Genomic DNA, 21,244 nt, shown 5'->3' on the forward strand with positions numbered 1-21,244 from the left:
CATAATCTAAAAAGGATTAAACATGAAAATAGAAGCATATAAAGCGCAATTTATCGAATTTACCGAACAAGCTATGAAATTACGCGACCATTTCAAATCAACAGCTGATTTACAACAAAAAATAACGAAGCTCAGCGGCCAAGCCGTAGAGTTTTATAAAGAGAACAGCGATCACAAAGAATCCGATTATCAATTAAAAATAGAAATTTTTCTTGAGTTCGATAATTTTTTAAAAACAATTAAACGCGAGTTTTTATCTGAATCCAAAGAGAAAGGGAAATCCTTTTTTAATAGTACGAAACACCTTAAAAAAGATGATTCCCATGAGACGGTGTCCAGTTTAGAAAACTCTATAACGCTTTGAATTTAAATATTATTGACAGGTTTTTAGCTATTTATATCACTTAAATTTCAACTGTCAAAAACCTGTCAGTGACAATAAAAAAAAAAGAACAAAGTGTAATCCGAAGATATAAAAGAGTTCCATAGTTTGTTACTTTACATAAAAGTAACAAAGGTTAACTCTTTATGATAAAATAAACAGTAACGTCCTTCACCAACTTCCTATATAATGCCTTCCATTTTTAATAAGTCGTTTTAATTAATGAACAATTGGTCTTCTGAAAAAATATCTGTATTTGCTTTGGTCTTACTCATAACGGGTGCAATCGACAGCATTAGAAATCTGCCGGGAACCGCCCTATTCGGTTCTTCATTAATTTTTTTCTTTATCTTTTCCGCAATTGTTTTTTTAATTCCTGTTGCGCTAGTAGCAGCTGAGTTATCCTCAACCTGGTCTGATGAAGAAGGTGGAATTTATAGTTGGGTAAAACATGCCTACGGCGAAAATTTAGCCTTTTTTACCATTTGGCTACAATGGATCAATACATTAGTCTGGTATCCCACTATTTTATCCTTTATTGCAGGGGTGTTGGCCTATTTAATAAATCCTGAATTAGCCCAAAATAAATACTATTTAATCACAGTAATCCTAGTTATCTTTTGGTCATTAACTCTAATCGCCCTATCTGGCTTAAGGGCCTCGGCTCACTTTGCAGGTCTTTGCGCCATATTGGGAATGATATTGCCTATGGGCTTTATTATTGTTCTAGCACTGATTTGGGTCCTTAAAGGGAATCCAATAGCAATTGATATGAGTTTGTCCCATTTAATACCGCACTGGAAAGACAGCCAATCTTGGGTATCACTCACTGCTATAATGACTTCGTTTTTGGGTATGGAACTCGCTGCAGTGCATGTTCGTAACGTACATAAGCCACAAACTAATTTTCCGCGAGCAATGTTTTGTTCTGTGCTGCTTATCTTAACCACAATGATTTTTGGTTCTTTAGCTATAGCCTTCGTACTACCCAAAGAAAAAATTAGCCTTATTGATGGAGTACTCCAAGCCTTTACTAACTTTTTCCATGCTTATAATCTAGAATGGCTTTTACCAATCCTTATAGCCTTACTTCTATTAGGAAGTTTAGGAAGTATGATCAATTGGATAATTTCACCTGCTAAAGGGCTACTCATGGCAGCCAATCATAATTTCCTTCCAAAGTTTATGTGTCAATTAAATAAACGAGGCATGGCGTCGCGAATATTAATTACACAGGCTATTCTAGTAACGCTCCTATGTAGTGGCTTCCTGCTATTTCCTAGTGTGAATGCCATCTATTGGTTATTTACTGCTTTAAGTACCGAACTCTACATCATGATGTATGTTCTGATGTTTATTGCAGCATGGAAATTAAAAAGCAAATATGCCCACATTGAAAGACCTTTTGCGATACCAGGGAAAAAATTCGGTTACTATTTAACCTGTATTTTGGGCTTATCTGGATGTACTATGACTCTAATCGTAGGCTTCATCCCGCCCGTAGAATTTATGAACTTTGGTAGTGCCTCACATTTTCGCTTGGTTTTTTCTGTGGGCATCGTGATCATGATGATTCCTGCATTTTTACTGTACTGGCGTAAAAGATATATTACAAAATCATAAAATATGCATAGCCCGGGTTCTCCATGCTGCACCCGGGCTACAATGCTATAAAATTAAGCGATAATCTTCTGTTACAACTCATCCTTTTCTTCTAATGGAATAACTCGAGCTTCATGCTCCAACATCACAGGAATATCGTCGTGAATAGGAAAGGCCAAGCGATCGAATTTACAAATAAGTTCTTGCTTCTTAAGCAATAATTTTCCCTTACATAAAGGACACACTAATATTTCCAATAATTTTTTATCCACAAAATTCTCCTATGAGCTTAAGTCACTTTATTTCGTACATATACAGGCTGCGCTTGAGCAGCTGAAAGAGGTTTCAGTCCAGAACATTTAACAAACTGAATCATGGCTGCCGCAGAAGGATTAATCGTTATTTTATCACTTATTAGTGATTTAATTTCTGGGGTAAAATCATTCCAATATGCATCAATTCCAACTCCTGCAAGAATTACAGCGTGCTTCTCGGGGACGCGAAGTTCTTGCACTGAATTAACATGCTCCTCAGCGTTCCATTGATTCTCGTCAAAATAAGCCCAGTACATCTCGTGCATACGGGCATCTAGAACCGCCAATACGGCTACATTGTTCGTTTGCTTTTGTTGACGAACTGACCAAACAATCGCAGCCAGACTACTCACTGGAATCAATTGCAAGTCATTCGCATAAGCCAGACCTTTTGCAATACTGCATGCGATGCGTAAACCGGTAAAACTACCAGGGCCTCGACCAAATACTATGGCGTCTAGCTGGTTCATGTGTAAACCTGCATTCCCCATCAACCTATCGATCATCGGTAAAATAAATTGCGCATGTGTTTTTTGATTACTTTGTTCCTCACAAAGTAACTCTTCTCCAGTAAACAAAGCAACACTGGCTGTTTCTGTAGATGTATCAATCGCTAGCAGTTTCATAATCCAGCTCTAATTCTCTAATAAAGTTAAGCACTTTTTGTTCATCACGAGTTTTCGGTAATTGAGGCAAGCTGGCCAAGATACGACCACCATAATCTCTACTGGTTAGACGAGGATCCGCAATCATTAAAACACCTTTATCAGTATTGTCGCGAATTAAACGTCCTACCCCTTGCTTTAAAGCAATTACTGCTCCAGGTAAAGATAACTCATCAAAACCCGACAAACCTTTTTCCTTTAAATAAGCCATTCTCCCGCGAACCACCGGATCCGCTGGACTAGAAAAAGGTAATTTATCAATAATAACACACGAAAGAGCTTCTCCTTTAACATCCACTCCTTCCCAAAAAGTTGCTGTACCTAATAAAACAGCATTGCCAAGTTGCCTAAAACGCTCCAGTAAAATGGGTTTTGCCTCGGTACCTTGAATCAATAAGGGGTAGTTTAAGATATTGCCCATCATTTGAGCAACTTGTTTTAACGCTTTATGACTGGTAAATAGAAAAAAGCAGCGACCACCCAAAGCTTCAATTAGAGGAATCGCCCGAGAAACTAATAATTCATAATAAGTTAAATCCTTAGGATCAGGTAATCCCCTGGGCAAATACAGCACCGCCTGTTGTCGAAAATCAAAAGGACTCGGTAATAATAGAGTCTTAGCGTCAACCAAGCCTAAAGGTTTACAAAAGCAATCAAAAGAGTCAGCTATAGTTAAAGTTGCTGAAGTAAATACATAAGTACACTCTTGGCGTTTGAGTAAATCGCTAAATGGTTCAGCCACATCATAGGGAGTAACATGAAAAACTAAAGTATGTTTAAAACGCTCGAGCCAACGTATTCTATTATTACTTTCTTGAGTAAAAAATAATAAGACCCGCGTTAACTCCATCAATCGCTCTTTACAACGCGCAAGACCAGGAATTTCTGCAAGTGAGAGGTCACTGAAGCATTCCATCACTTCGTCTTTTAATGCCAACCACTCATTCCAAACACTCATAAAGGATTTGTTATATTTTATTTCTTCCCAGCTGATTCGGTCATCCATTCCGGGCAAATTACTCAATAACTCATCCATTAACTTATCTGCTTTATGGCTTAATGCTTTTAAAGGTTGATTTGCGAGATCTACAACAGGCCATTCTTTAATAAGATCATCCAATAAATCACGAAATTGGCGTGTGCCAATTCGCTCGCCATTAAAATGAGTGGCTATTTCAGCAAGCTGATGCGCCTCATCAAAAATAATTACATCCACTCCAGGCAATAACTCCCCAAAGCCCTCTTCCTTCAAGCGTGAATCAGCAAAAAAAAGATGATGATTAATCACAACTACATCAGCATCCAATGCACGTTTACGAGCCTTGAGTAAAAAACATGTATCATGATTGGGGCATTCAACACCCAAGCAATTATCTACTGTTGACGTCACATAAGGCCAAACCGGAGAATCTTCACTTAACTCAGGTAACTCCGATCGATCACCGTTTTTCATTTGCGATAATTTGCTGCGTACATGCGCAACTTCATGGGCACATTGTGGGCTTTGAAATTGCCCTTCCTCGGAATGTAACTCAACGCGGTATTGACATATATAATTCGAGCGTCCTTTGAGATTTTGGATCCGCGCAGAAAGACCCAAAGCTCTTACTAAAGTGGGTAAATCTTTTTGATAGAGTTGATCTTGTAATGTTTTGGTTGCTGTAGAAATCAGCGCTTTTTTTCCACTTAACAAACAAGGGAGCAAGTAGGCAAAGGTCTTACCGGTTCCTGTCCCCGCCTCAGCAATTAGAATTGATTTCTCTTCAATTGCCGTAGCAATTGCTACAGCCAAATCGGACTGTGGCTTTCGCGCCACAAATCCAGGAATGGCAGTGGAAAGTCGACCATTCTCACTAAGAAACCGCTGACACGATTCAGCAAGCGGCGTGATTTCTACCACTCTTTTTGTAAATATTGAAGTTTATCCTTAACCTCTTCCCAATCTTTGGCATCGGGCGGTCCATCTTTTTTAGCAGTAATATTAGGCCATGTTTTAGCAAGTTCAGCATTTAATTCTTTAAATTGCTGTTGGTCGGAAGTTAAATCATCTTCAGAAACAATCGCATTGACCGGGCATTCAGGTTCACACAAGGCACAATCGATGCATTCATCGGGATGAATCACTAAAAAGTTCGGTCCCTCATAAAAACAATCCACAGGACATACTTCAACACAATCAGTGTACTTGCACTTAATACAACTTTCTGTTACTACAAAAGTCATGATAACCCTTTCTTATACTGGAAATAATCAATATTAAATCATAAAACAGACTATTTAAGATAGTAGTTTTCTTAGTAATTAAATCATCTAAAATGGTCTTCATAAACTAAAATGCCCTTATGGGTTTAGATATAAATTTCGAAAAATCAGCATGTTGCAATTATCCCTCTTCTGTTCAATTGTATTTCTTGAAAGATATATAGGACTATGTTGTAATTTTACCCAATTTTTAAAATTACTGATGCGATTGATATTTAAAATCTCACTAATTTTTTTCTTAGCCAGAAAAAATGAAATCCCCTAGTGAAAATAAATATTAACTCCATTTTTCTGATTTTTGACGTCGGAGTACCCATGGGATTAAAAATAGAACCAATTAGTGCGAAACACCGAAAGCTAAGAAGACTGATACAGGAATTTAATAAAATATCGGACGAAGATGTAGTCCAGCGTTTATACTACTTACAAAAGATCAATTATGCCATCAATTCAACCCCTATATCTGAGGGGGAGTTTAAGTGGCTTTCAGCAAGGGATAAGGATAGTTGGCAAGCCCATCTGGAGGCCTATGGAATAAATCCTGATGGTTCGTTCCTTTTAAAAGGGTTCCAATTTGCAAACGCTGTAGCGAAGCAAATCGCAGCGTCTAAGTTTAGAGCAAGTGAAGGCGAAGACATCTATCAGTTAATGCAAAAGCGAGACGCATTATTAAAAAGCACCGAACCTTTTGAACAAGTGAAAAACGAATTTTTGGCCATAAGTTATCGTCTTAATCTATTGGCTGAGAAGAATGCCATTCTGAAAAAGGAACTGGATGAACATAAGCAAATTTTACACTTGGCTAAAGAGAAAATTAGTGCCATTAAAGGTGAAATTGATCTAAGTAGTTCCGAATATATGACTGAACCGCTCGGCGAAAAGCAAGTCAATAATCATAATTATAAATTCAAAATGAAACGTTGGGAAAAGTACCTGGTTTTTCGCGTAGAAGACCGAAATGATTTGAGTTTTGAACAAGACCTTCATTCTTTTCCAGTAGCAAAATATTTCGTCAATGATGCTGCTCTATTTATGATGCAATTCGAAAGCGAACACAGTAAAGAAATTGAATACAAGCCTGTAGTAATAAGCCAATTTGCCGAGCAAGGAAGTTTAGTGAATGTCGCAAAAACACTGAAGGGTGAGTCACAACAAAAAATCGCGGCAACAGCACAATTTTATTTTAAACAAATTAACAATTTTTTACTTGAACTCGAAAAAGCAAATGCTTACCATCCCGATATTAAATTAAGTAATTTTTTGGTGCACCAGAACAAATTACTGGTCAGTGATCGCAAAACGTTTGTCCGTTCCGCCCAACCACTTGCCAGCGACCTACGTAGTACTCCGCGTTATGCACCACCTCAGTATCTTGCTTGTCTCGATGACAAATGTGAGGATTACAGGCCTAAAGCACGTACAACGCACATCGACATAAAGCAATTAATGTCATATCAACTGGGGAAAATGCTCAAAGAATTTCTGATCGTGACCCAACTTGGTGAACTACCCACAAAGTCTGGCAAAGAACACCGTAATGTACTTGCACATTTTCACAAACCCAATCGTGCCATTACCAACTTTTCCATACTTATTGATGAACTAACACGTTTTGATGAGGGGAAACGGCTTACAATAGAACAGTTCAATAGATTACTCCCCTTTCTTAACCATAAAACTGACTTTTTCTATCAACAAATTGAACTGCAATTATCTTCAGAAACATTAGACATTGATGGTGAATTAAAAGAGGTGAAAAAACTCCTAAATTCCAATAAGTTCAAAGGTATAAACTATTTGGCGCGAGCAAATGTAATTTTTTCTGCCATTTCAGAACGCACTCCTAGTGAACCACGTCTAAACTATATTGCGGAAAAGTTAGCAACTAAATGTTATCAAAAATATTCGAAGAACTATTTTTCTGGAATTTCTCAGGAAATTGAAGCAGCCCTTCTTACAAATGATTGGAACTCTGCGAGCTGGTGGAGACAAATGGTCCAAACTCTCTCATGGGGCTTTTTCAGAGTTCCAAGAGTAACCACCGCAGACCAGATAAAGATTTCACTTGATTATAATGATCAAAACTTTCAAACTCATTTTCATCAATTTGAATTCTTGCCTGCAGAAGAACTTGATAGTTTGGGCATCACTGAAGCAGATAACTTTAAAGAGTACTTTAAGGTACATTTTGATGAGATAAGAGCATTAAATAACAAGGAGGCAAACCGTGCGGAAGAGGAGCTTGCTGCTCAAGCATCAGGAGTTTCCAAGGATTCAGGTACTATTTCCTCCTCCCGAAAAAAACAAAAGGAAGATGAGTCATCTGAGGAGTTCTTACCATCTGATACGATGGTTGTAAAGAACGTTACTGAAGAAAAAAATACTAAGACATCAGAAGAAGGATCCTCTCCTTTGAAAAGCTCTGCTGATGCCCCTCCTTCCACTGAGCCACAAAAAACCACCTCTCAAACTGAAGAGAAACCAGGACATCAAAGAAAAACATCAGTTACTCTTGCAGAAAACTATAGATTTTTTGCGGCGCTTGCAAACGGCTATAAGGACATAGATAACCCGGGAGTTAGAAGAAGGTCTATTCGTAAAGTCGGCCCCACTCTTTTCAGGGGAGAGATAATATCACGGGTTGACGAGATTTTTCAGCCCCCATCACATTCCAAACCCACTGAATCAGAAGCCCCAGGTATTGGCTTCTAATGAAGAGCTCAAGGAAGAGCGCTCACTTCCAGAACTTATTTTTTAGCCTTTAAACTTAATAAGAAAAATCAAGCACGCTAAGTGATTGTATTTTTATGTGGTTTTCATCTGTATTGGTATTGATTATTATACGTAAAATCCCTAATGTACTTTTTGACCAAAAATAAAAAAGTTGTCTATATTATAAATAGGTCAAATTGGTTTTATAAGGATATAACCAATGGAGTTGGAGCAAAAAAACAGGATTATTAAACGTTTTTTAAAAGAAAAAAGTGAAGATCCTGTTGCAGTAGAACTGCAAGACACCGATCTGGCTCTTTATGCCGATCTGGATAAGTTATTAGATCATATCGATCTTCATAATAATGGATTGTTTAACCTGCAAACTCTTGAAGCAGACCAGGACCAATGGCGAGATTTTTGTAGTGTCATTAAATATTCTGCTGCTTTTGAAAAAGGAGGATCCCCTCCTGTATTAAAAAGCGTTGATCTCAAAAAAGCAGAAGAAGGCTTACGTTATACTTTAAATGCACATGAAATTATTCAATTACCGAAAGATAATTACTACGACCGCCCAACCAATATACCTCAAGATATTGATGTTGAGTTGGATGATTTGATAGTTAATAGCAGAGCAAAGCTTTATACCCTGACCCAAACCTTTCCAGAAGCTAAACCCTTTGAGGCATCCAACTCAATACAAATTTCAGCATTAATTCAGCGCTATGAAGAAGAGATAGCACGGCTCGCTAATGATAATTCAGAACGAGAAAAGGCAGAAAAAAAATTAAATATCCTCTTGGATCTTAATAAAATAAACGAATTAAAGCGAATTAATATTCCCCAAGACAATGGACCAGACCTTTGCTATTGCACCTTACAAGAAAACGTAGGGGGCGTCACAGAAAAAATCTCCTTAATCAGTCTGGAAAGAGTAAAAAAACAATTGGGGCGTCTATGTAGTAATTTGGATGATCTCAGCATTGAGAACTATCATACTGGACGAGAGCAATATAAGCTCAGTACGCAAGCCATTATAAAATTACCCAAACGTGGCGATATTAAAGAAATACAACATGAAGCAATGGCACTCAATATTTCTCGACTACTGAAATTAGATACAACCGACGCGACTACAATTTGCCATAATGGACATCCTGCATTATTTATTCCTTTTGAAGAGATTCGTTTGCTTAGTGAATTTTCTTTAGGGAAAACATTTTACTCATGGTTAGCAGGGAAAACCTATACTCATTACTCAACCATTAAAGCCTTAGGTGAAGGGATTCAAGCTGATTGTTTTATTAATGATTTTGGCGATGTCCTTGGTTTGCTTTATCTATGTAGCGATACCGATACAATAGGCGGCAACTGTCAAAACAAGGCATTAAGAAATGCGAAATCACTTTTTATTTTTGACCAGTCCCTTATGGATACCCACAAATTTATTCTTGATTCACGATTATGTCTGATACCTGGGGAATTTCTTAAAAGACATACTCGCCATGGTTTGGGACGCAATCGCACCATCATTGAAGACTCGTCCATGTGTTCCAAATTTCATAGCATCATGCAATTACGCGCAATAGGCGATAAAATGATTCAATACATAACTCATATCGCATGGCAGCATCACAAGCAACAAGTCCGAATTAAACGACAATTTAAAAAGCAACTAAGTATTGAAAAACAAAGCCAATTAACTACATATTTAAGCGACTTGATCATTCTTGAAAAAGATGCAGAGCTACTACGAACTCGAATAACGGAGCGTCTTAAGTCTATCGACGAGGTGCTGCCACAAACAACAGGGAATATAAGTTTTCTTGATATAAGACAAGCCTTAATTTTTGAAAAACTACTGCATAACCCCATATTATTTAGTGACGATAGCCGCCCTTTTAAATATCCATGGACTTATAGACAGCAGAATAAAATTAAGAAAATAGAAGAGTTCGGGGATAACTTAATCCAACTGACTTTTAGTGACAAAGTTTCTTCGGCCATGCTGGATTTTATTAAACGCCGTGGTGGGGGTGAATCGATTACGAGTACCTCTGCTAAAACAATAACCCTAACTAAAACTCATTTGGCAGCCTTAAGAGAAGACTTACTTCATCCTGAGCATCAACTAGTCCTGGATCTTTCTACAAACTATTTAGATCCAGCTGATTTGGCGATAATCAAAGAAGCCTATAATGCCGGAAATAGAACTTATGTTATGAACGCGATTACAACTTATCGTGAAAAAATGAATTCTTCGATTTCCACTGATGAAAAATTGAAATGCATTGTTGAGACAGAGAAACAACTCAAAGAACTCATTGATGCGGCCTATGATAAAGGCTTTGGTATGCATGTCATTAAAAAATTCTTTTTTGACGCGCAACAACAATTACAAAAGATGATGCCTCCTTTAAAAACCCCAATGAATCTCAATGAAGCATTTATTGCTGCATTGAGGCTGGATAGAGTATCTGAATTTAATGCTGTAGTATTAGAAGCAGTAAGACAAAATAAAATAACAAATTTACAATTCACCGACTTTCTGGACGAATGCATTCTCAGAGTGGGAGCCGCGACAAATTACACTCAAGCACAACATGAAAGTCGAATGCTCTCAAGCTCTGCGAAAAAAGTACTACCCCAATTAGAGGCATTTTTAATGCCTTGGATGCAAGTTTTAACAACAAGTTTGCATAAAAATGGATTGAATCAGGCTGAATCAATAGATTTTACTGAAGCAAAGCAAGAGAGAAGAGAAGATGAGTGGATAGCAAAACCATCACCGAACTCATCATTGGATATGTTACAAGAAGAACAATTAAAGATATCATGTAATTGATAAGTCAAGGAGACTTTTTTACTAAAATGCAGTTAATGGAGCTACTATGCCTATACATGAGAGACGTCAACATTTTCGGGTAGAAGATCATATTTATTTTAACTACCGAATTATGGAACCGGGGGAACTGTGTCCTGATCGCGCAGTTGTGGACCAACTTTTAGGAAAAAATGGACAACGATATCTTGAGGCAGCACATTATTTTCAAGAAATTGATTATGAGTTGGCTGAATTGACCCAAGTCATTGCCCTTAAAGAGCCAACCATAGCCCATTACCTTAACCTGCTCAATGCTAAAATAGATTATTTATCACGACAAATGTTGATGACAAATACTATTCAGCTACGTAAGGTTAACATTAGTCTAGGTGGAATGGCATTTAAAACACCCGATCTCGTTAAAGAGAGAACCCTGTTAAAATTGGTGATCTATACTAAACCCAAAATGATACCCATTATCGTTGAAGGGACTGTAGTCTATAGTCAATACCAAAACGAACATAATTACCGAACAGCAGTATCTTTTAACGGTTTAACCAATGAACAGGAGCAAATTTTATCCCAGCATATTTTATTGGCACAGGCAAAACATCGTTCAGACTAAAATAAATATTTAACTACACAATTGCCGAATAACACGTAAACTATATAACGTTTATAGGTTGGAAATAAGAGGCAAAACATGAGCAGAATAGTACATTGTTGTAAGTTAAAACAAGAAGCCGAAGGCTTATTAAAAGCACCCTTCCCAGGCGCGTTAGGAGAACGAATTTATAATGAAGTATCAAAACAAGCTTGGAATATGTGGTTGTCCCATCAAACCATGATCATCAATGAATACCGTCTGAATTTAATGGAAGCGAAAGCACGTGAATTTTTAAAAGAAGAGATGCAAAAATATTTTTTTGGGGAAGGCTCCGAAAAACCAGCAGGTTACACTCCTGAATAAATTTAAAAACAAATAAATATTAAAAATCAAATAAAATGAGCTCGTATACCCTGAGGTATCACCAGTTTTATTCTTCATTATTTGTTAAATTTTCAGACTCCTATATCCCGCGGTTTGTCCGCGGGATCCAGAAATTCCCTAAAGTTGCACTCCATTTTGTTCTTAACGAGCTCATGGTTCCCGCGGGATGTGGCGAGAAGAGATTTAAGAAATCTAATTAGACTACTCAGTTAAAACTTAAAAAAATCAAAAAAAATAAAAAATTTTCAAAAAAACGATAAAAAACTGAACAAACACAATACAAATAAAAACATATCATCCAACTTGAACAAGTAAAACACATAAAGCATTGATTAAGAACTGAAATTATGACAAATATTAACCATTAGTGTATAAAAAGCATATGATTTAAACGAATGAATCCATTAGCACTTAAAAGGCAAATCCCATCAAAGCAAAAAATAATGTTTTTTTTAAAAAAAATTGCATTCAACACTTGACTCAAAACGCTTCTAGGAGTCTAATAGCAACCCTCGGGGCCAGATAGCTCAGTCGGTAGAGCAGAGGATTGAAAATCCTCGTGTCGGTGGTTCGATTCCGCCTCTGGCCACCATGTAAATCAAGGACTTACGTGGTGGTTGCCCAAACATCTGAAATCTCATTTAAAATCATCATATCAAACGTATTCTGGTTATTAGTTCCAGTTATCCTCTAATGCATCTTAAACAAATATTAATCTGTCATAACGCTACACCCTTCTACAATTTTCACTACCCCCCACAATTTTGTAGCTAATTGAACTGCCTTGAAAGTGATTTATTACTTCATCTTCAAAACGCAACTATATCTGATTGCACCCTATTTTCATTAATATCTCTCCATGACTCTTTTCTCAATAAGAGAAATAGTTCCTTAGATCTATATCCATATAAACATCAGGCTTTAGATTAACTGGAGATCCTTGTATCAGTTGGCCCATATTTTTATTTGTATGGAATTTATTAGTAACTCTATTGCGAGTTCATTCACAAAATAATTGAACAGAATTGATTTTCAATTAAACAAAGATATAGCCTATAATTAAAAAAGGCTCACCATGATTAAAAAATATGGCTAGAACAATATCAGTAGCGATTGGCAACACCCAATGTGGGTAATGGTTCAATTATTCGCTGGAATCCTTCCCCAGAAAGTAAAAAAATCACCAACGCCCCATCGCAATTGGTTTGGCTCATGAACTTTGCCATGCTTATTATAACGCTTTGGGCATGCAACCTGGAAGGCAAGATTCTGATGAGAGCACCGTATTGTTTGAGTTTTTAACTACTGGACTTGGTCCATGGAAATCCGTCGAAGTCTGCGAAAACAGATTCAGGGAAGAATGGAATGACATTTTGTCAAACATACCTAATGAAGATAAATTAAATAAAAAAACAGTCAAAGAAAGAATCTTTTATGACCTGGATGCCTCTTATAAAGGAGAAAAATATTCATGTACATTAATTTAAACCTAGTAATCATGTGACAAGACATCAAACTTGGTTTCATAAAGAATTTTTTCTTGGAACTTTGGGAGTAATTTATAGACCAGGGCCATTCTGCGCTTGCACTAAGTATTCAATGGATGGGTTCTCTATGGGAGATTTTTATGGGTAGATGGGATGATGTTAAGGACAGAGCACAAGCTTATGATGAATATCATAGTAATTTACGAGCGATTCTAGACGAAGAGAATGTGCCGGCACAGAAAAATCAGCTCGATTGTGCCGTAGAGATTCTAACTGCGCTGCGTCAACATATTGATAAGCAAATAAAACGTTATGGGAAAGGGGAAGAAAAATTTAACACTTACTCCAACTTAAAGCAGGATCTGGAGAGTGTATCGAGTAAGATTCTATTGACTAACCCTAATTCAGAAGAAAGGGAAGAAAATATAAACAGTGTTATTGAGATTATGAAAAAAACGGGGGAAGCGTCTCAACAACGCCGTGAAAGCTTTTGGGGTTCTGTTTATGAATTTATTTTTGGCAATAAGGTGGAAGTCAAATCATGGACCAACTTTAAAAATACAATAGACACTGTTAAAGACATGATTGCAGAAAAAAATGAAAAGCAAAGGGAGGTTAGCGGCCCCAGAACTCCAGACTATATAGCAGACTTATCTCAGGCTACGGATGAGGCCACCAAAGAAATTAATGAGGATAGTTCTCCAAAAAGACCGGTTTAAAAATGATACGGATTCTTTCAGTGACTTAATGTTATGTTAAGAATTAAGCCATACAATAGCTCAACTTAGAAGCTATTCAAGTAATAAATCATCAGGTAATTAAAAATCTGAGTGAGCGGAGGACTGATACAACTTAGTAATCTTAAATCAATAAGCTGGAGTTATGTTGAGACAGATTTTTTAAGTTATCAGCGCCATTAAAGGAACAATCTAAAAAATAAGAATTAAGATTAAGACTGTCGCAGTTTGTCACTTTATATTTAATTGAACTTTCATAATACCTCTCTGCATAACCAAAAAATAAATACCTACAGCGAATTTGAGAAGATTTCTTGGAAATTGGAAATTTATCAGCAATTTTTATTTCAAATTACTTAGTCGGATTACAGCATTTTGACTGAGCCCAACATCATCAATTTTTAAGTAGGTATCATATGAAAGACAAACAGGATCTGAATCAACGAGAGCAAATGGCTAAGATAAGAGAACAACGAGCCAGAAGATTTGCAGAACAAAAAGCAAAGGAAGAAGCAAAAGAACTCTTGATTGTTCCAACGAAAATTGAGGAAGACGAAGATGAGGATATGAATCAATCCAATCCGTTTTTAGCACTTCCTGATGAAATGATGATGTACATTCTTGGCCAAGTGTCTCCACAGAATTTGCTCAATGTACGATTGATGACGAAGTCAAAAAAAGGGGTTGTAGAGGCAACATTGGATAGGATAACTAGACCTCATTTTATTATCAAGCAATTGAGTCACATGGATGGGGTTACAGGGCATCAATTTACAGCCTTCTATCAGAAGACACGACGTTATCAAGAATTAAAACGTAAAGTTCTTGCAAAAGAATCACTGACTGCTGATGAAGTGATTTGTTATACACTTACACGAGATTGTAATGTGTTACCCGCTAACTTAAAACACATGATGCACAAAATAAAATTAGACAAGAATACCCGGAGGCATTTAGAGCTAATTATTACGATATCGGACGAAATTCATGCGTTTAACAACAAACTGATAGGAATGATGTTGGATGAATATTCTCTCGAGTACATCAATAAAATGATGAAGCAAGACATCGACAAGTTCATGGATCGCATAACACAGCATCACCCTGGTCGATTTGTCAATTTGCTCGCTGGAGCTGATTTTAGTAGCTTGCAATTCAGAGGTAAGGATTTTTCTTATCTCAATTTGAGGGGCGTGCGATTTAGTGATGCAGATCTTCGTGATTCGAATTTTAAGGGGGCTTTTTTAGCTGATGTGGATTTGAATGGAGCTTTATTGAGAGGAGCTGATCTTACGGATACCAGTCTAAGCGGTACCCAATTACTAAGAGCGAGTCTTGATGGAGTTGATTTATCTACAAACAATCTGGAAAAAACTGATTTTGAATGGACTTTTATTCGCAATGTCACATTCCTGCCTGTCGAGGCACTCAATAGTCCAGAAGAATTGCATGTTTTTTTATCTCAATTTGAAAAAAATAGTGCAAACCATTCAGCTGCAAGTCGGCGAAAGTTACAGGAACAAATGTTGCAAGATATTGCAAATCAGATTGAATTATCTACCGAGCATAGTTTAAAAGAAAAAATTGCGCTCTTAGATGTTGCTTTGTCTGTGATTAACCCAGAACAGATAACCGTAGGATTATTTTCTTTCCAAAATGCCTGTCATGTCCTAAAAGAACAACTCGCCCCATCACAGCTCAAACAAGCCCCAGATCATCCATTGAAAAAAGAGGCACAGGAAATTATTGAGCGTATTTTGGATCTTCTCAATGGAAAGGGACCCGTTTCAAGAAGGCAAATGAAACGAAAAAGACAGCCAGGTCCAATGCGTGTCAATGAGAGTGCTTTTTTTAATGAATATGAGCGCTTGGTGACATCCATTGCAAAATATCCTGAGTTAGATAATAGCATCAAGATTTCTGAAGCCTTAGGTATTAGTCTTGAAACGTGGCATATGCTCTATCTTATGTGCTTCAACCAAGATAATCGTCCTAAACAATTACCCGTTCTCGCAGATTTTCATTGTGCTACACACGAAAAAAATGACGGGGAAGAAAGGCATTATGCCAGTGAAGTATTTAATGGGTACTTGTTTGAAATTCAGCATCTTAAAAAAATACAGTTGCAGCACTTAGGCCAATATTTATATAAAGAAGAAGATTTCGTTATCTTCGAAGGAGCTGAAATACGCGTAAAATTAGGTGATTTATTTATGAGTTTTCGTCCAGGGAATAAAGGGGGTATTGATTCAACCATTGAAATTATTGACTTTTTGAAACGTGAACGAAAACCTGCTTTTCCTGTGAATTTTGCACGCTTTGGTAATATTCCATTTGAAGCATTTATTCCTCTTGAATCTTGCGTTAAATATGGAGGTGCAACATCCACGAATCAGGAATTAACTGTTGAGGATGTTAGGAATTTCGAAGAAGCTTATGTATTAAAGAGACAAATTATAGAAAGAATATTTGCCTTTGAGAAATTCAATCGTCAGCAAAAGGAAAATCTATTTTTTCCTTTTTTTGAACCGCATCAAGATCGAGGAAATAGCTATAAAGGATCACCTATGACTGGGGTGAAGACAAATAAGCGGAGCATGCCACCTCCCCTTGAAAAAGAGAAGGAATTTTCGAGAAAAGAAAATCAACACTCGAAGTCGTCAAAACTTGCTGCACCAAAAGGTCAAGGATTGTTTTCAGCAACTCAGAAGGAAGTCGCTCAGGAACGCACCGTCCTTGATGCATCTCCAAAAACGAATATCCCAGAGCAAAGAGGACAGCCATCAGTTCAAGATGAAGCGCAAGACAACTCTAGAATAAAAGGCTCTTCCTAAACCGATTGCAGTCGACGTGGCGAACTCTTATTAATTTCATAAATTACCCTCTGATCCAGTCGTATTTGTAAGTCATGTTTACAAATACGATTGAAAGCACATTAACTGTTGTCTACTAAAAGAGAAGAGTTCAAAACATATTTATATTTAATGAATTAATTTTTCTTAAGAATGAAGCAACAATGAAATCTATTTTTAAACTCTTCATGTTTGTTTCTTACATCATAGAGCAAAATAATAAAGCAGCTTTTCAAATTATTAGTTAAGTGTTTTAATACCCGCCCCAAATTACTAAGAGATAAGTCTGTCAATGAATTCAGTTTTTAAAAAAATGCTTCGTAAATATGTAGACAGCAAATATTCGCCCATTTCTGTTGAGGTTCCTCTTACTAAACGAGAAAAAGAAAAAGAGGTTGATGCTTTATTTGAAAAATATAAAGAACTTTTTTGCCAATTTAGTGGCGGCTCATATAAAAAAAGTGTACTTAAAAGTTCTTTTATTGAACAGGGGGCACCCAAGGATTTACCTGATTTTATAATAAAAGAGATGGAAAGTGGCCTTTATCCTGAAATTTTTGTAAAGGAACCCCCGTTACTTTTCTCTGCTCGGCCAGCACAGCAAACTTTTATACAGCTGAGAAGACGAACCGATGATGGAGACTCCGTACCTATTCCTGAAAATGATCCTTTTAATGATGTTTTAAAGCAAATTAGCAGTAATGAAGCATCCGCTGACCATTTAATTACAGATTCAATAACTCCTGCAGTGAATGAGCAAGAACTACCCCTTGAACTCCAAGTTAAATTTAGAGAGTTAATGGTCCGTTATGAGGCATTATACTACGAACAGTTGGCTAAGTTGGATATCTCAGATAATGAGGCGTTATTCAGTTTTAGAGAATCTTTAATCCACGGTGGCTATGATAAACATTGGTTTTGGCAATTTATAGATGATTTATCCTCTATTGTAGCAATACAAGATAATCTTCTTACTCAGCTTGAGTCTTGTGGCGTTATAGAGCACCGTAACCTTGCACAGCAACAGTCTTGGGAGAAATTCCATAATACAATTTTCAAGTATAGAATAACTGTAAATGCTATGGTGTCGGTATTTCTAACCTTATTCTCTCGTAATAGCGAGGTTCCACCTTCAGCTTTTGGGCCTATTTTCAACGCAAGTATGCTGCAAATGGCCCATGAAACAGATGTCTACCTACGAGGAATTCTGGATTTCTATAAAGGCGATGTTACGAGAGATTTTAGATATGTTATTCATGATATCGCTACTGTAATGACAAATTTTTTGCAAGAAGACTTAAAGAAAATTTCTGCCTGTTTTCCAAAATTAGATCAAGATGGGCATGTTTTTATGGATTCGAATTTATTCGATGATCCGGTATCCGTTGCACGGTTTTGTAAATCAGCTCAGGTTGTTTTAGGTGTTCTAAAAAACATTGTGAGTACTACAAGACCTGAGAACAAGATAGATGAAAGCACAAAGCAGCAGACTCAAATAGATACTGTGCCACAAAAAAATCATACAAGAAATCGGCAGCATAGCAGATCAATAAAGAAAAAAGAAAAAAGAAAAGAAACAGATAAAGGAAAAGAAAAGGTTTTACAACCGAAACCTACTCTTGAGACTCCTGCACGAACTTCTATGCGCTTTTTAAAAGATCGCACAAAACCTACCACTATGGATGAAGAAATAACGATGGAGGAGCCTTGGACTTTAGTTAAGTCAAAGCCCTCTTTGAATAAGGCAGAAACATTAAAGGACGCCTGGGCCCATCTAGAAAAAAAGCAATATGATGAGGCGATCTCTCTATTCTTAGCGGTTAAAAAGGCCTGCATAGATAAAACCTCTGATAATCATGCTGCGGCTCAGTATGGAATGGCGCGATGCTCCATAAAAAAAGGTGATTTTGCTACGGCAGCTAGCCTAATTGAAACGCTTCCTCATCATTGGGAAAAAGTTTACCATATACAACGCGACCTTCTTTATTGCTATGAGCATTTAAGCGATTTTTCAAGGGCAATAAAACTCGCTCAAAAAATGCTAACCATATGGAAAGATGATCCGGTTCTACTTCATTGCATGGCTAAATTTTATGCATCAATAGGGGATGTTTATACTGGACTGGCTCTCCATCAGCGATTATTAAAAAAAGAGTTAAATTCAAACTCAATTTTACACACAGTACAAGCTTATATAGGAGCAAATAAGCATCGAGAGGCCTTAGGTTTATTAGCTGAGTTAAACGAGTCATATCAACACGAAAAATCAGTGATTAATACTAAAGCCTATTGCTACATTATTATAGGAGAAAATGAGAAGGCTTTAACTATTCTTGAGAAAGGGTTAATTTCTTACCCCCATGATCTTTCTCTTCTGGATACCTATATTCCTTGCTTAATCAATGCTGGGAAAAATACAGAAGCGTTGAAGCGATTGGAAGACGCTCAAGTAAAATACCCTAATAATCCAACTATTTTAAGTCTTTTTGCACTTTATTATGAAAAACTAGATAAATCAAAAATGATTTATTATTTGAAAAGTATAAAAAATCAACCAGAAGTGAAACCCAATATCCTTCAAAGACAAACTCATCTGTGGAGAATGGCTAATCATTTTGAAAGAGCCCGACAATGCTGCGAGGTTTTAATAAAAAATTATCCTTCAATGCCGCAGGGATACATTGAGAAACAACGGTTGGAGGAATTAAGAGCACCAAATAATATTTCCCAACATCTTGCAAAATATGAAGTCCTTTTTAAACAGTTTCCAAACTCTTTTCTCGTTTATTTGAAAAAAGCAAAATACTTGATTGCTAATCAAGATAAGAGGGTTTCTACGGAAGTATTTCTTCGCTCTGCTATTGATAAATTTCCACATCAACCTAAATTGTATCAACTATTGGCTCAACATCTTGATGAACGTGGTGAGCATGATAAGGCGTTTTTTACGCTGGAAAAAGCCATGTCATTTTTTCACAATAACAGATGGTTACTTTTAGGTCTTCTGTTTCATTACATAAAAATCGGTGATTTAGATAAAGTAGAGCAAACTCGAAATAAAATAACCAAGTTATTTCCTGGAAACCAAAAAATAGCAGCAGAAATAGAAAAAACTGTTCCAGGAAAATTTAGATTATCCCTTAAAGATTATGTAAAATCAGATAAAAATGAAGATGAGAAGGCGATTGAGCTTCCTAGGGTAAAGCTTCCAGCAGTTATTTCCCATATTTTTGATCAACTAAAAGAAATTTCGGGGCATCATTATTTAGTAGGAAGTTCTGTTGTTAAACTTTTACAGGACCACCCTCAAACACTCACTGATCTTGATTTTACGAGTGATTGTGATCCTCAAGCATTACTTAGAATAGGTTTTAGAAAAGATAAATATATTCCTAATCTTTATACTAAAAAATTACTCTTTGATAATAAAGAATTTTCAGTGGATATTCATGTTACAAAAAATAGTGGTCAAAGTCCAAAAACATGGTTAGAAGAAAATGCTTCTCATCGAGATTTTACTATCTGCGCATTATTTTTAGATTGTGAAGGAACAATTCATGATCCTTTAAATCATGGCGTTGATGACGTACACCGTTTTTCTTTAAATACCCAGAGTAGCGCGGAACTTCTTTTCCGAGAAGATCCAGTACGTTTGTTAAGAGCTGTAAAATATATAACAGAAGGCTTTAAACCTACCCCAGAGTTAAGTCAAGCGATTCTAAATTGGAATGGTAATACTCATCTTTTTCCACATTATAGTCATATCGTAGCGGTAACAATCAGACATCTTGCTGCCGTGGAACATCCAGTTTCTTATGTAAAGGCTTTGTATGAGTATGGTTTATTAAAGAAAATATTTCCGGAGGTATTTGATAAAATCAACTCATCTGAAGAAATTAATGACCTTTTCGTCATGGATTTTTATCAAACTTTAATTAATGATAAGTTACTAATTTCAGACACGAATTCGTATTCTGATGCTGATGCTGATGCTGATGCTGATGCTGATGCTGATGCTGATGCTGAACCACAGTCTCCTCCAGTGAATCTTTTACCTCAAGAAGAGGATGAAAAAAATTGGCCTTTCCTACCTGCTACTCAAGAAGAAACTCCAAGGACGCTTGATAGTGCTCAGCGAGAAACAGTCCAAAGTTCTAATCCACACCTATTTTTTGGACAAAAGAAATATGGCGTTACCATACCAATTGTTGGCCATAAACGTACCTATAGTGCAGAGTTTTAATCGCTGAAAGGAAAATTACTCGAATTTAAGTTTAGAAAATTAGATTCGAGATAAAATAGTTGATATGTAAGCCACAATCATGAGTTTATATGGCCCAAATAAACTCATGATTGTGGCTTATATTCATTACTAAAATGATATAGAAATTTTTCGTAGCAACCAGTGCATAGCAG

At 36.6% G+C, this 21,244-nt stretch carries 14 protein-coding genes and 1 tRNA gene; 11 read left to right on the plus strand and 4 right to left on the minus strand.

Translation table 11 applies throughout. The annotated features are described in order from the left end of the window. Window positions 1-22 precede the first annotated feature (22 nt). Both ACWTEW_RS26495 and ACWTEW_RS26500 read left to right on the plus strand, forming a co-directional pair. Entirely contained in the window at window positions 23-364 is a 342-nt protein-coding gene (locus tag ACWTEW_RS26495; protein ID WP_454781076.1) for a hypothetical protein, read from the plus strand. A gap of 240 nt (window positions 365-604) precedes the next feature. Continuing rightward, entirely contained in the window at window positions 605-2,005 is a 1,401-nt protein-coding gene (locus tag ACWTEW_RS26500) for an APC family permease (RefSeq protein WP_454781077.1), read from the plus strand. A 71-nt stretch (window positions 2,006-2,076) separates the two neighbouring features. Here ACWTEW_RS26500 and ACWTEW_RS26505 read toward each other — a convergent pair whose 3' ends face one another. Genes ACWTEW_RS26505 through fdxA form a run of 4 tightly spaced genes read right to left on the minus strand, consistent with a single transcriptional unit; the run spans window position 2,077 to window position 5,186 of the window. Next, window positions 2,077-2,256 (minus strand): Trm112 family protein, encoded by a 180-nt coding sequence (locus tag ACWTEW_RS26505; RefSeq protein ID WP_182390963.1) that lies wholly within the window; start codon window positions 2,254-2,256, stop codon window positions 2,077-2,079. Window positions 2,257-2,273: 17 nt separating this feature from the next. Beyond that, the gene (gene tsaB, locus ACWTEW_RS26510) at window positions 2,274-2,924 is read right to left on the minus strand and encodes a tRNA (adenosine(37)-N6)-threonylcarbamoyltransferase complex dimerization subunit type 1 TsaB (RefSeq protein WP_454781078.1); all 651 of its coding nucleotides are present in this window, start codon (window positions 2,922-2,924) and stop codon (window positions 2,274-2,276) included. Next, window positions 2,905-4,863, minus strand: a complete 1,959-nt coding sequence (yoaA, locus tag ACWTEW_RS26515; RefSeq protein ID WP_454781079.1) for a DNA repair helicase YoaA — start codon at window positions 4,861-4,863, stop codon at window positions 2,905-2,907. The genes tsaB and yoaA overlap by 20 nt, the downstream gene beginning before the upstream one ends. Beyond that, on the minus strand, window positions 4,857-5,186 hold the full coding sequence (gene fdxA / locus ACWTEW_RS26520; RefSeq protein ID WP_454781080.1) for a ferredoxin FdxA: 330 nt from the start codon (window positions 5,184-5,186) through the stop codon (window positions 4,857-4,859). The genes yoaA and fdxA overlap by 7 nt, the downstream gene beginning before the upstream one ends. Before the next feature lie 303 nt (window positions 5,187-5,489). Here fdxA and legK7 point away from each other — a divergent pair, with 303 nt between their 5' ends. The 9 genes from legK7 to ACWTEW_RS26565 all read left to right on the plus strand — a co-directional run bounded on the left by legK7 (window position 5,490) and on the right by ACWTEW_RS26565 (window position 21,071). Continuing rightward, window positions 5,490-7,937, plus strand: a complete 2,448-nt coding sequence (gene legK7 / locus ACWTEW_RS26525; protein ID WP_454781081.1) for a LegK7 family Dot/Icm T4SS effector kinase — start codon at window positions 5,490-5,492, stop codon at window positions 7,935-7,937. A gap of 220 nt (window positions 7,938-8,157) precedes the next feature. Beyond that, window positions 8,158-10,782, plus strand: coding sequence for a hypothetical protein (locus ACWTEW_RS26530; RefSeq protein WP_454781082.1), 2,625 nt, complete (start codon window positions 8,158-8,160; stop codon window positions 10,780-10,782). Between the two features lie 46 nt (window positions 10,783-10,828). Continuing rightward, window positions 10,829-11,386, plus strand: coding sequence for a PilZ domain-containing protein (locus ACWTEW_RS26535; RefSeq protein WP_454781083.1), 558 nt, complete (start codon window positions 10,829-10,831; stop codon window positions 11,384-11,386). A 78-nt stretch (window positions 11,387-11,464) separates the two neighbouring features. Then, window positions 11,465-11,731 carry an oxidative damage protection protein gene (locus ACWTEW_RS26540; RefSeq protein ID WP_454781084.1) on the plus strand — a complete coding sequence of 89 codons (267 nt, stop codon included), beginning with the start codon at window positions 11,465-11,467 and terminating at the stop codon, window positions 11,729-11,731. 537 nt (window positions 11,732-12,268) lie between these two features. Continuing rightward, a tRNA-Phe gene (locus ACWTEW_RS26545) sits at window positions 12,269-12,344 on the plus strand. Window positions 12,345-12,957: 613 nt separating this feature from the next. Beyond that, window positions 12,958-13,239: a hypothetical protein gene (locus tag ACWTEW_RS26550; RefSeq protein ID WP_454781085.1), complete on the plus strand. Its 282-nt coding sequence runs from the start codon at window positions 12,958-12,960 to the stop codon at window positions 13,237-13,239. Between the two features lie 140 nt (window positions 13,240-13,379). Further along, window positions 13,380-13,958, plus strand: a complete 579-nt coding sequence (locus ACWTEW_RS26555) for a hypothetical protein (protein ID WP_454781086.1) — start codon at window positions 13,380-13,382, stop codon at window positions 13,956-13,958. A 434-nt stretch (window positions 13,959-14,392) separates the two neighbouring features. Further along, complete coding sequence (locus tag ACWTEW_RS26560; protein WP_454781087.1) at window positions 14,393-16,810, plus strand: pentapeptide repeat-containing protein; 2,418 nt, start codon at window positions 14,393-14,395, stop codon at window positions 16,808-16,810. A 310-nt stretch (window positions 16,811-17,120) separates the two neighbouring features. Next, complete coding sequence (locus tag ACWTEW_RS26565) at window positions 17,121-21,071, plus strand: hypothetical protein (RefSeq protein ID WP_454781088.1); 3,951 nt, start codon at window positions 17,121-17,123, stop codon at window positions 21,069-21,071. Window positions 21,072-21,244 lie beyond the last annotated feature (173 nt).

The organism is Legionella stuttgartensis (genome assembly GCF_977063405.2).